Genomic DNA, 12,497 nt, shown 5'->3' on the forward strand with positions numbered 1-12,497 from the left:
AGTTACATAAACTGGAAATATAGATGTAGATATAGAGTCAGAAGAATGACTTCGAGAAATGATTCAAAGAATGCCTGCGGCTCGATCTCAATCGACTCAGTCTCAATAGAAAAAAAGGCAACCTAGGTTGCCTTTTTAGTACGTGTTGGGTAATTAAATACCGTCCGGAAAATCGTAGCTGTAATGCTTGCGTAGCGGTTTAACCACTTCCCATTGGCTATCCAGACCGGCCGGAAACACGACCAAATCACCCGGCAAAATCCGAACCGGCTCACCACCGGCGGGTGTGACCAGAATTTCACCGTCCAGTACATAGGCGCATTCGGTTTCATCGAAATCGAGGGGAAATTTGGAGACTTCTTTTTCCCAAATCTCCCAACCTGAAACGCCCAGTTCCTGCAAGCGCGCTTCGCTGGGGTTATGTTCAATTTTAATTTGGCTCATGTCGTTAAATTAGCAAAGTTTTTGAAGCGGTGATTTTAGCATTCCGCGTAAGGCTTAACCATGCATAAGCAAGGAATTCGCCACATCGATGACAGCCCGGGGTGGAATCTCGGCGATGGAAAAATCGTTTTTATTCAGCTTGAACGGGTTTACCACGGAGGGTGATTTCAACACGCGGTTGATATTGGTCTGATAAACCCGGCTTACCGGGGTCGGGCCAAACAAAGTAATCGACGGCCGATTCAAACCCCAAGCCATGTGAGTGGGCCCGGTGTCATTGCCTATCAATAAATCCACCCGGGCGATGACGGCTTTTAAATCGTTCAAACTTAGCCTGGGCAATACCGTTGCGTCGCTGTGCTCGGCCAGCCATCGGGCACGCTGCAATTCCTGTTTGTCACCCCAGCAGATCAGATAATTGGCCGGCAAACCTTGCATGACCTGTAAAATATTCTCGGCGGGGTAATTACGGCTGGACCAGGTCGAACCTATCACCAACAGAATATTGGGTTTGTCCGCAGCAAACAAAGTATCCAGGCCGGCTTCGGCGGGCTTGTAATACAGAAAAGGCTTTTTAGCCAAAATCTGTTGCGGCGTCACCTTTATGCCCAACGGACGGGTCAATACGGTAACGTTTCTGTCTATGGTATTGGCATCGTAGGGACAGGCTATCGCTTTTGCATAAAGACTGGCGGCCCATTTTTCGCGGATGGAATGTTTATCGAAACCGACTGTGTGCGCTGACAGCAGGCGCGCGACGATGGCCGACTTGATCAAACCCTGGGCGTCGATCACCAGATCGTAATGCTGTTGCGCGTAGCGTCTGATGTTGGCAAACTCGCGAAACAACAAGGTTTTGTCGGTCTTTAAGGCTTTTAAATTGACCGGCAGCACACGCTCGATATGCGGATTATCGGCCAGCACCCCGGCAAAGCCTTGCTCCACCACCCAATCGATCCGTGCGTCGGGCAACGCTTCGTTGATAAACTGCAAGGCCACCATGGCATGCACGATGTCGCCCATCGCGGACAATTTGACGATGGCGATATTCATGGCTTAGGTAGGAATGGCCGCAATCACGCGTTCCGGTGCGATGTCGGTTAAACAGCGGGTGTGGCCTAATGGGCATTCGCGCTTGAAACAGGGCGAGCATGCCAGCTTCAGGGTGATAATTTCGGCATCCTGGTGTAACGGCGGCGTAAACCCAGGGTCCGAGGAACCGTACAGCGCAATGAGTTTTTTATCCAGCGCCGCCGCCACATGCATTAAGCCCGAATCGTTACTAACCACCACATCGGCCAGCGACATCAAATCCACGGCTTCGGCTAGATTGGTCGAGCCGGAAAAATTCCGGCAAACCTGCCCGGACAATGAATCGATTTGTTCAGCGACCGGTTTATCTTTATCCGAACCCAACAACCAGACTTGCCAGCCGTGTTGATGCATGTGGCTGGCAACCGCGGCAAAATGCTCGCTGGGCCAGCGTTTGGCGGGGCCGTATTCCGCTCCGGGACACAGCGCCAGAATTTTCGCATCGTTATTGACGGCGAATTTTGCGGCAACCGCTTGTTGCTGTGCCGGGCTGATCGCCAAACGGGGAAAGGGATATTCCAATATACCAGGGTCTGCCAGCGCCACGAAACGCTGCACGGTCATGGTCAGACGGCTTTTATCGAGCTTGCGGGCATCATTCAATAAGCCCCAGCGCATTTCGCCTATGTAGCCGGTTCGTTTAGGAATGCCGGCAAAAAAAGGGATCAGCGCCGACTTCCAGGAATTGGGTAACACCAGCGCCTGATCATATTGATGGTTCCGAAGGCCGCGGCCGATACGAACACGCCCCGGCAGATCGAATTGGCCGTGTCCGAAAGGCATGGCGATAGCTTGATGGACTTGCGGCATCCGTTGCAACAACTGCAACGACCAAGCCGGCGCCAACACGTCGATCCGACAGCCGGGATGTTGTTGTTTGAGTACGCTGAAAAGGCTTTGCGCCATGACCATGTCACCGACCCAGGATGGGCCGATGACCAGGATGTTAAACGGCTTTGCCACTTATGAAACGAGTGTCAGCCAGTCTTTGTGGTCGGCGAGGCGACCGTGCACATAATCGAAATACAGGGTTTGCAGTTTTTCGGTGATTGGACCGCGACTACCGGTACCGATATCGCGATTGTCGTACTGACGAATAGGCGTGACTTCAGCCGCGGAGCCGGTAAAGAAGGCTTCGTCGGCCACGTAGACTTCGTCACGGGTAATACGTTTTTCAATCACTTCATAGCCTTGTTCACGAGCGATGGTGATCAAGGTATCGCGAGTAATGCCTTCCAGCGCCGAAGTGGTTTCCGGTGTATATAACTTGCCGTTGCGAACGATAAATAAATTCTCGCCACTGCCTTCGGCGCAATAGCCTTCATGATCCAGCAGTAACGCTTCGTCGTAACCGGTCGATAAGGCTTCCTGCAGGGCCAGAATAGAGTTGATGTAATTGCCGTTGGCCTTGGCTTTACACATGGTGCTGTTGACGTGATTACGGGTATAGGACGAGGTACGAATACGGATACCTTTTTCCATATTCTCGGCCCCCAGATAGGCGCCCCATGTCCAGGCAGCCACCATGACATGTACTTTCAAATTATCGGCTCGCAAGCCCATGCCTTCGGAGCCGAAGAACACCATGCTGCGGATATACGCGCTATCCAGGTTGTTTTTGGCCACCGCATCCCTATGCGCCTGATTTAACTCCTCCTTGGAAAACGGCATTTTCATGTTCATGATATGCGCGGAACGATACAATCGATCGGTATGTTCGGCCAGCTTGAAAATGGCAGTGCCATTGTCGGTTTTATAGGCCCGTAAACCCTCAAACACGCCACAGCCATAATGCAGGGTATGGGTTAGCACGTGGACTTTGGCTTCGCGCCATTCAACCCACTGCCCGTCTAACCATATCCAACCGTCTCTGTCATCCATCGTTTTCATCATTTGAACCTGTGTATCTTGTGTGAGGGTGTAATTAGTAATTTTCAGCCGCGGCCAGAGTGAGAATTGTACTATAGCGCCGTTGAAGACAATAAATAGAAAATCGACTGGTTTAGCTGGATCTCCCTGCTGATCCGGAATATTTCAGCTTTTCTTCCCTACTGAAGTTGACCTGACTTTTGGAATACGCCAGCTAAGTGGTAATGAATGAGGGGGTGCGTTCAACGCAACAGCGTCTTTTTGTGGATATGGGTAATTATTTGGCATGTTTGCCGAACTTAAAACCGGTTAACCTCAAGGGTAACCGGAGGTGCAATATTGCCGTAAGCGCTGTGAACATTACTTGCGACTATTGAGCAATAAGCTCATATGCAAAATATGGGCAAGTGTTGCTATTTATTGTTTCTTAAATCGACATAAATAATCAATATAACAACATATTGTAAATAAAATATAACAGTTTATAGTTGAGCCGCACTCACTCAAGCGACTGAAATCAGTCTAGGCGGTAAAATGAAGAAACCAAACAAGCTGTATAGAAAACTCGCCTTGGGTTTTTTATTTATTCTCGGTCTGCTCAGCTTCCTACCAGCAGAATTCGTATTGGCTACCTTGCTGTTTATTGCTGTGACCTATGGCGGCGTGGTGGTGATCAAATTAGCCACTTCTTATGACTTAAAAGACAAACGGGAAAACAAAACCTAAGCTGCCATCGTTCTCGCACCGCAAGTCACTTAAATCCGTGGTATGTGATTCAATGCCACGGGCCGCCTATTCTCCAACGCTGCACCCGGCTGTACTGTCGTCGCCTTCTCTACCCTGCCACGAAATCGACGACAGTAGTTACTTTTTGGGGATGGTAACGGTTAACACACCGTTACGGTATTCCGTTTGCATCCGCTCCGAATCAACCGGCCCCGGCAATGTCAACAGCCGATGAAACTCGCCTACAAAGCGTTCCCGATATCGGTAGCTGTCGTTTTTGTCATCATCCTGTTGCTTGCCCTGCTCGGTTTTAATCGTGATATTCAATAATTGCCCGTCGAGTTTTACAACTATCGACGCTTCATCGGCGCCCGGCGCGTTCACGGTCACCCGATAATGGTCGGCCTTATCCTGCAGATCGACCTCGGGTGTTTTGCTTAAGCTTCCTAGCGGTGCGTTTAAATGGAAGCGCGAAAACGACTCACCGAACATTTTTTCCACTTCATCCTGCATACGCTGCATCTCTTCATAAGGATTCCATGGCTGGCTATTTAAGAAATCCTCTTGGGGCAATGGCTTTGGTGTCAGCGGCTTAGGTATATTCGGCCGGGTGCCTGGAGAAGCTTTAATTGATTGATTTTGCGATGCGAGTTGATCGACCCGCGCATTTAAGTGGTACAGCATATAAGCTTGAATACCTAGAATGACGACTAACACAGTTGCTATTACTGCAAAGGTATTGTTTTTCATTATAAATCCTCCCAAATCAATGCCGCCCATACGACAAGACCAAGGAGAGTTTGTTCAGCGCATTTTATCGATTCGATAGGTGAAAATCTAACAGAACGAAACGCTGCCGATTAATGTATGGCGTTTTGCTGCTGGGGTTGCATCGCTGCCACTAAAGCCAAATGGGCCGGCGCATCGAACAATATGCGCTGTTCGGTAAAAAACTCGCCGGCTGCATCAATGGCATCCAATAAGATGGCTATTACGTAACGCTCGGCATGCGCCGATTCCAGCATTTTTGCGGGCACCGCCGCTTCTATTCTCAGCGTCTGAGTATCTTTTTCGAAAGAATGTAACCGTAATCCTTCAAAATCGGCTTTTTCCAGCCGGCTGGGTAACAAAAAAACGATATTCAAAATAGGCAGTTTGTTTTGAATCGGTTGATTCATAAACCCGGCCCAATCGATAGCGACTTTTGTAATGGCTTTGAATAGCGTACTCTCGTCAAGAGCGCGATCCGGAATCATCGATGAAATATGCAATGTCATAGTAATCTCTTTATTAAACCCCAACTAAGACAAGCAATACCTATTCCAATACCTTAGCCGGTAGGTCATTAAGGCAGCACCGGTGTAATCCACCAACGTATTGCGTATTACTGTTTGAATTCACTGGTATTTTAAAATTACTCGCTGAGCCAAACACACCCGGAGTGAGCCGTACAGTGCATGAGCATGGTCAAAGTATTGATGCCAAGCTTACAAAACATCTGCTTATATCGGTTTTATGAGCCATAACGAACAATCTTGTCCGCTACACTGAAATGAGCGCTCAAGTCTGCTGTCCGCGGTTAACATTCGGAATGCATTATGCTGAAAATCCCGGCTATAGCAGCCATACCCGTGGTGATATTGCCATTATTTGAGTTCGGGTTCATTTCGATAAGGTTTCAATGATCCGCTTTATCAAATTAATAGAGGCCGTTATCGCCTATAGACATATTTATTAATTCGATAAACTCATCGAAACTTAACATTTTATCTGTACGGATGTTTTCGTTACCATGCCCCCCCAAACGCAACACGGTTAAAACCATTTTCAATTTTCACGGAGCCCAATATGACAGATGCGGAGGGGGGCGATTTATTTAAATTAGCGCAGAGTCAGAATATCGCGCAGCTTATCGAATCGTTGCTGAGGGATATTCGCTTTGGCTCGATCGAACTGGTCGTGCATGACGGTCGTGTGGTGCAAATCGAGAAACACGAAAAATTTAGACTGAATCACTAGGCGTCAAGCCTTGCAAACTTAAGCCTAAGCTGACCGGACCGCCGGAAGTTAGGGTGATTAGAAGCACTTAATTACTTTAATTTTCACGGGAGAAATCAGCCATGAAACGGCATGTTTTTAGCTTTAATAGCAAAACCCGGTTGGCAAGCGCATTGCTAATATTACCGCAGCTTGCCGCTGCCGAAGACTATTACCGCAAAACCAAAGGCTATCGTGTCGAGCCGGATTCCGATCCGCCGGCTTATGTGCGTAACCTCAGCAACACCCAGTTTGAACAATTCCGCGATGTGGAATGGCTGGATGTAGGTCTGGATTTTCGTACCCGTTATGAGTACCGGGAAAACGATCTGCGCCGGCGTAATGATCCAACCAGCGGGGCGACCTTGAATAGCTATCGTAATGATCCGGATAATCTCTGGTTGCTGCGCACCCGCGCTTACTTGGGTGTCAAAGATATTCTGGACCCGTTGCGGTTTGCGCTGGAATTCGAAGATGCTCGCAGTTATAGCGGGATTTACGAAAAAACCGATGCCGATATCAATGAGTTTGAACTGATCCAAGGCTATGCCGAATGGTATTTCAATCAGGCTTTGGGGCATAACCGGCCGCTCAGCATTCGGGCCGGCAGGATGGCTTTCGAACAATTGGACCGGCGTTTCATTGGCAACAACCAATTTCGCAACACCACCAATAACTTCGAAGGCTTCAGGGTCCGTTTCGGCAAAAAGCAGAATAACTGGGATTTGGATACCTTTGCCCTGCAACCCGTTGAGCGGTTGAAATACGCTTTCGACCGTCCGGATGAAAACACCTGGTTTTACGGCGGCATTTTAAGTTTGAAACAATGGTCTGACTTCATCACCATCCAGCCCTACTTTCTGGGCCGCAAGGTCGCTGGCGACCCTTACAATCCGGTGGCGCTGAATCGGGTCAATGACCAGGCTATCTACGCGCCGGGTTTGCGGGTGTACGGCGTCTTCGGCAACAGCGATTTTGATTTCGACGCTAATATCAACAAGCAATTCGGCCGCAAAGGCGCCACGAAAATCGTTGCCGGCAAATCGGTGCAGGTCATGGAACAGCATGATGCCCTGGCCTACTCGCTGGAAACCGGCTACAGCTTCAATCAGGACTGGAAACCGCGCGCCAGTTTGTATTACGGCTATGGCAGCGGCGACAAAAACCCCGGCGACAACATCAATCAGCGTCTGGATACCTTTTATGGTTTCAATCAACCCTGGTCGCGTAACGATTATTTCTCCTGGGACAACATTCATGCGCCTAAGGCACGCCTGGAGTTTACCCCGTACAAAGAGCTACGTATCGACATGGGTTACAACGCCTATTGGCTGCAAAGCGAAACCGGCGGCTGGAGTCGGGCCAACCTGCGTGACAGAACCGGTCAGAGCGGTAGTTTTCTGGGGCATGAATTCGATATCCGTTTGCGGCATCAGCTCAACCCTTATGTGGATTGGAGCCTGAGCTATGCCCGCTTTACGCCCGGTGCTTACACAAAGTCTTTCGACAAAGGTAACACCGCCAACGGTCCGTTTAGCAGCGAACCCGGTAACTTCTTTTACGTTGAAGTCTCGTTGAACGCCTTTGGTGGTGGCAAGCCGAAATATCAATAAACCAAGATAACGCCACGCCTGGGCGCGCTGACCTGACAAAGCAGTATCGCTAAATAATCACCAACAACCGCAGGCTGCTCTCAACGATCCGGCCTGGGTGCGTATTGGGCTGGTGACTATCAGTGTGTTGGTCATGACCTTGTTTTTACTTTTACCGCTGACGCTGCTGCCGATCGAAGCCTTGCCAAGGGCGGATCGGCGTTTGCCGCCGGTTTGAGTTTCGCGGCAAAAGCCCGTTTGTCACGTTGCTTGATTTGCCGTTTTCGGTATCGCCGATAATTGCCGGTCTGATTTATGTGTTGATTTTCGGCGCACATGGCTGACTAGGGCCCTGGCTTGCCGAGCATGACATCAAAATCATCTTCGCGGTGCCGGGTATTATCCGGGCGACGTTGTTCGTCACCCTTCCCTTCGTGGCGCGGAAATTAATCGCGTTGATACAGGAAACAGGGTCATGCAGCGGTTCCGTCCAGGCGCGCCAAATCAGCTGTTTGGGTACATCGACGATGCGCTGAAAAGGTCAACCCTGGCAAGTCGAATAGTTTTATTTTGGGTCTCCTGTATAAGAATCTTCCTGTTTATTGCAAAGCGTTTTAAGGTGTTTGGAACAATAATCAAACGGTGGTCAACGAAATAGACCCGCCGCGAAATTATTGTTGGCTACTCGCAGTGATAAGGATAATTGCGAAGAATAATCGCCTATGGCTACGCAGAATCGACACGGCTGCGGGATCATCGGCACAAAATCATTCCGCCAACGAGGCAACCAAGGGAGGCGCAGGGCTTTGTTGTAATGCAATTTTACGTCAGTGCCTGTTTAATGGATAAAGGCAGAGGGCCTTGCTCGAATACGGCCTCGAACTGATCGACCGGCACCGGTCGGCTCAGTAAGTAACCTTGATAATGGCGACAACCGTACTGCAACAGCAAAGCCAGTTGCTCCTTGGTTTCCAGACCTTCGGCGATCACTTCCAATCCAAGATTTTGCGCCATACCGATGATGGTTTGAATGATCACCGCTGCGCTGGGATCGCTGGTAATATCGCGCACAAAACTTTGGTCGATTTTAAGTTGATCCAGTGGCAAACGTTTTAGGTACGCTAATGACGAGTAGCCTGTGCCGAAATCGTCCATCGAGAAGCGTAGGCCCAAGTTCTTCAATATCTGAATTTTTTCAATGACGTCTTCCGCGCCAACCAGCATGACGCTTTCAGTGAGTTCCAATTTCAACAACGAGGCGATATCGTCATACCTGGCCATTAAGCGGCAAACCTTGGCGGTAAAGTCCTGTTGGTGGAATTGTACCGCACTGACATTCACGGCCAATTGCAATTGGCGCATATGCGGATGGGTTTGCCAGCTGCGCAGTTGCTCGCAGGCCATTTGCATCACCCAATCGCCGATTTCGATAATCGCTCCTGTTTCCTCAGCCAAAGGTATGAAGACGCCGGGCGATACTTGCCCACGCTTGGGATGCTGCCAGCGGAGTAAGACCTCGGCACCGGTAATGTGACCCAGGTCGTCGGCTTGCAATTGGTAATACAGCTGAAATTCCTTTAATGGCATGGCGCGCAGCAAATCGGCCTCCAACTCCAGCCGGGTCATGATGACGGACTGTAGCGCCGGATCGAAAAAACGAATGGTATTTCGCCCGGCGATCTTGGCCTGATACACCGAGGTTTCGGCATGTCTTAACAAGGTTTCCAGGGTATCCAAGTGTGCCAGGAATAAGCTGATCCCAATACTGAATGAGGCCGAACGCTCGCGTCCATTTAACCGATACGGCGGCGTCAGCGCTTGCTGTAGTTTTTGAGCGATCTGTTCGGCCTGAATGGCCGCCTCGTCCCGGATGGACGGCAACGGCCAAATCAACAGCATGAATTCGTCCCCGTCGTAACGTGCCACGGTATCGCCCTCGCGAATACAGGCTTCCAGTCTTCTTGCCGTATCGATCAGAAATCGGTCGCAGGCCTGGTAGCCGTAATAATCATTGAGTTGCTTAAAATGATCGACATTCAGCGTCATTAAGGCGCCGTATTGGCCGGTGTGGGTGCCCATCGCCATGGCTTGTTGGATACGGTCCAGCAATAACCCACGATTGGGTAAACCCGTCAACCCGTCATGAAGCGCAAGATATTCGGCCCGCGTATCCGCCTGCTGCCTGTCCGCAATCAACCGCGAGGTGTATTGATCGTTGTTACGGCACAGCACAATGGCCCGTTCCAGGTGCGACATGATCGGTTCAAACATCAGCGTCAGCGGCAAGCCGGTTTCGGGCATTCGGGGCGCGATCAAAATAATCACGCCCAATTTCCCTATCGGCAACCGCAGAAAAGCCTGGTAACGACCTCGGGTCGCCGGCATGCAGGACAGCAGCTCGGCTTGGCCATCCAGTTTTACCGCCGGCCCCAAAAGTAATTGCTTGGGTAAGGTAAATTGTTCGCCGACATGCTTGATTAATCGATAATCGCCGACCGCTGCGTCCAGCGTCGTAGTGACAAAATCCTCGCCGCCAACTTCGGCAACCGGCAGATCCAGGCAAATAAACCCGGCGGGAAAAGACGTGTAATACAGCAATCGTTGCAAGGTGCGGCTCAACAGCGATGCCACACTGACTTCGCCGCCTATCGCCAACGCCATTTCATAAAGTATCGGGATGATTTCGTCGCGATTCATTGGCCAATTTCCCAGTCGGCCGTCACCAAGGTGGCATTTTGAAATAAAGGATAACCCCATAGCGTCGACTTGCCGATCTCACCCAAGGCGAGTGCGCCGGCCACGGCGGCGGGCCGGGTCACTTCGCTGAACAGACGCAGTTCTTCGACAGCGGCTGCCTGGCCCATATGCTGCCGGCGACCGGCGCAATAAAACAACAGCACGCCATTGGCCTCCGGATTACCCCGCAACTCAGTCAAACCCTGTTGCAAAGTCTCCACGGTGTTCACTGAATCGACCCGAGGTGCCGCCAGTAAAGTCAACATGGAATGGGCCGGTACTTCGCCTATGCAAAATAGTGCGTTGTCCTCATCCAACATCACCGGAATACGCACCAGGGTGCAATGGTTGGCCCGCAGTATGCCGAACGGGAAATGCACTGCGTAGCTATAAAAATTTTCCCGGGTGATATCCACCCCGAACTCCGCACGCACCAATTCCTGATACACCTCGAACGCCGGCCGCCAATCGATATGAATAATGCGGTTACCATCCGTCGAAGTGGCGTGCAAGGACTGAGCCTGGGTTTGGTAACCATGCTCCAGAACCGCGCCCCGATGCGGCTTGAGCAAGATCACCAACACGGCGTTTCCCACCAGGCGGTAGCTATCGAACAGGCACGGCATCGCTTGAAAGCTCTCGCTGCCCGCATTTACGCCGGCGTAATGCACCCGGTTGGCCAGCCGCAGGTATAGTTCGTCCAGCAGCGTACTAATATGAGGTAGCAGTCCGTCCAGCAGCAAAAACAGCGTGGCAGGAATGTCATCGATCAATTCGGGACTAACGCCCAAAGCAATGGCCTGCGCGGATGCAAGCGTATCGTCGAGCACCCCGGTGTGCAGTGCCACGTAGGGCATGATGTCGAAACGTAACAGGCAAATACCGCTACAGTGAAATTCGTTGCCGTAAATCAATTGTGGAAAAATCGCTCCGCAGAGTGGGATTTGATGACGGCGGCACAGGGCTTGCAATTTGAGTACTTGGCTTTTTTCGGCTTCCGGAACCATGGCGAGAACCCCCATATTCGGGAACTCCGTCCGCCAATTCAGCAGCAGGGCCTCGATTTTAAGCTTGTCGATAGAGGAAAAATAAATCATGCCCGCGCAGCCCATTCATCACCCCGTTCTGTAAACCATAGCGTAAGGATATCCAGCAATCCGCCAAATGTAAAACACTGCATTTTCATAGAGATATAGCCGAACGAGGACCTTGGAGGGCGCTTGACCGGTGTCCGATCAGCTTATTGCCTAGCCATCCGAGGTTAGAGATGATATACGGAAATCCTTCAAAAACTTAGCGCTGATTCATGTATCAGCCCGTTGGGCACGATTTATGTGTCCACACCGAATAGCAACAACAGCTTATAACCGGTGGGCAGAAAAGCGTTGCCCACCCTACGTCTGTTTTGATGCTTTTACCGGCGCGATGAGTTTACCTGCTGCCCGCGATTTCCGTTCGGCCATAGGCGCTGAATTCGTTTATGGCACACTCCCAAAAAGGCCTAACCTATAAATCCAGTTTTAACTTACGGCCGCCGCTAATGCTAAAGCCCTCGCGCCGATAAAACCCCAAGGTCCTGTCGAATTGCGGCAGCGGCGGCGTAGTCACCTCCAACCGCTTCCAACCTTTAGTCGCACCAAATGCCTTGGCCCGCGAAATCAGCTTGAAGCCGACCTGCCTGGACCGATAAGCCGGACGCACATACAGCTCCGGTATGGTGCCGAAAGCGCCTTCCGCATACAGCGCATAACTTTCATACAAGGCCACGAAGCCCACTGCATTGTGCAAGCCGTCGTAAGCGACAAACACCACGTAGTGCTGTTTTGCCAGAAAATCCCGCAGCCGGGCGACGGTTGCCGGCAGATCAAAGTTGAAGGCCCGCACGTCGATCCGCCGCATGATTTCTGTAAGCAGTTCACCGACCATGACTGCAATTTCTCCGGCATCCGTCTCGCTTGCACGCTGAATGGTGAATTGCGTATTCATATTTGCTTATTGAAA

General features: G+C 50.7%; 12 protein-coding genes and 1 pseudogene. 4 read left to right on the forward strand and 9 right to left on the reverse strand.

The window, feature by feature from the left end:
- Window positions 1–153: 153 nt before the first annotated feature.
- Genes M0R33_RS00260 through M0R33_RS00275 form a run of 4 tightly spaced genes read right to left on the reverse strand, consistent with a single transcriptional unit; the run spans window position 154 to window position 3,426 of the window.
- Window positions 154–444 (reverse strand): cupin domain-containing protein, encoded by a 291-nt coding sequence (locus M0R33_RS00260; RefSeq protein ID WP_292563316.1) that lies wholly within the window; start codon window positions 442–444, stop codon window positions 154–156.
- Window positions 445–498: 54 nt separating this feature from the next.
- A complete protein-coding gene (waaC, locus tag M0R33_RS00265; protein ID WP_292563319.1) occupies window positions 499–1,497 on the reverse strand; it encodes a lipopolysaccharide heptosyltransferase I in 999 nt (332 codons plus the stop codon).
- A 3-nt stretch (window positions 1,498–1,500) separates the two neighbouring features.
- On the reverse strand, window positions 1,501–2,499 hold the full coding sequence (gene waaF / locus M0R33_RS00270) for a lipopolysaccharide heptosyltransferase II (protein ID WP_292563322.1): 999 nt from the start codon (window positions 2,497–2,499) through the stop codon (window positions 1,501–1,503).
- Window positions 2,500–3,426: a branched-chain amino acid transaminase gene (locus M0R33_RS00275; protein ID WP_292563324.1), complete on the reverse strand. Its 927-nt coding sequence runs from the start codon at window positions 3,424–3,426 to the stop codon at window positions 2,500–2,502.
- Window positions 3,427–3,939: 513 nt separating this feature from the next.
- On the opposite strand from M0R33_RS00275, the gene M0R33_RS00280 reads away from it, so the two are divergent.
- Complete coding sequence (locus M0R33_RS00280) at window positions 3,940–4,131, forward strand: hypothetical protein (protein ID WP_292563327.1); 192 nt, start codon at window positions 3,940–3,942, stop codon at window positions 4,129–4,131.
- Between the two features lie 138 nt (window positions 4,132–4,269).
- Here M0R33_RS00280 and M0R33_RS00285 read toward each other — a convergent pair whose 3' ends face one another.
- Together M0R33_RS00285 and M0R33_RS00290 are read right to left on the reverse strand one after the other, a co-directional pair.
- The gene (locus tag M0R33_RS00285) at window positions 4,270–4,881 is read right to left on the reverse strand and encodes an Hsp20/alpha crystallin family protein (protein ID WP_292563329.1); all 612 of its coding nucleotides are present in this window, start codon (window positions 4,879–4,881) and stop codon (window positions 4,270–4,272) included.
- Window positions 4,882–4,991: 110 nt separating this feature from the next.
- Window positions 4,992–5,408, reverse strand: a complete 417-nt coding sequence (locus M0R33_RS00290) for a hypothetical protein (protein WP_292563332.1) — start codon at window positions 5,406–5,408, stop codon at window positions 4,992–4,994.
- A 571-nt stretch (window positions 5,409–5,979) separates the two neighbouring features.
- Here M0R33_RS00290 and M0R33_RS00295 point away from each other — a divergent pair.
- From M0R33_RS00295 to cysW, 3 genes and pseudogenes are all read left to right on the forward strand, one after another.
- Window positions 5,980–6,150, forward strand: coding sequence for a YezD family protein (locus M0R33_RS00295; protein WP_292563334.1), 171 nt, complete (start codon window positions 5,980–5,982; stop codon window positions 6,148–6,150).
- A gap of 101 nt (window positions 6,151–6,251) precedes the next feature.
- Entirely contained in the window at window positions 6,252–7,781 is a 1,530-nt protein-coding gene (locus M0R33_RS00300) for an alginate export family protein (RefSeq protein ID WP_292563336.1), read from the forward strand.
- A gap of 212 nt (window positions 7,782–7,993) precedes the next feature.
- Window positions 7,994–8,236: pseudogene (gene cysW, locus M0R33_RS00305) on the forward strand (sulfate/thiosulfate ABC transporter permease CysW); the annotation flags it as partial.
- Between the two features lie 346 nt (window positions 8,237–8,582).
- On the opposite strand, the gene M0R33_RS00310 reads toward cysW, so the two are convergent.
- The 3 genes from M0R33_RS00310 to M0R33_RS00320 all read right to left on the reverse strand — a co-directional run bounded on the left by M0R33_RS00310 (window position 8,583) and on the right by M0R33_RS00320 (window position 12,482).
- Complete coding sequence (locus tag M0R33_RS00310; protein ID WP_292563338.1) at window positions 8,583–10,457, reverse strand: EAL domain-containing protein; 1,875 nt, start codon at window positions 10,455–10,457, stop codon at window positions 8,583–8,585.
- Window positions 10,454–11,593 carry an FIST C-terminal domain-containing protein gene (locus tag M0R33_RS00315; protein ID WP_292563340.1) on the reverse strand — a complete coding sequence of 380 codons (1,140 nt, stop codon included), beginning with the start codon at window positions 11,591–11,593 and terminating at the stop codon, window positions 10,454–10,456. Before M0R33_RS00315 ends, M0R33_RS00310 begins: the two co-directional genes overlap by 4 nt.
- Window positions 11,594–12,002: 409 nt before the next feature.
- Window positions 12,003–12,482, reverse strand: coding sequence for a GNAT family N-acetyltransferase (locus M0R33_RS00320; RefSeq protein ID WP_292563343.1), 480 nt, complete (start codon window positions 12,480–12,482; stop codon window positions 12,003–12,005).
- Window positions 12,483–12,497 lie beyond the last annotated feature (15 nt).

Origin of the sequence: Methylomonas sp. (genome assembly GCF_023228165.1) — a bacterium.
Lineage (GTDB): Bacteria > Pseudomonadota > Gammaproteobacteria > Methylococcales > Methylomonadaceae > Methylomonas.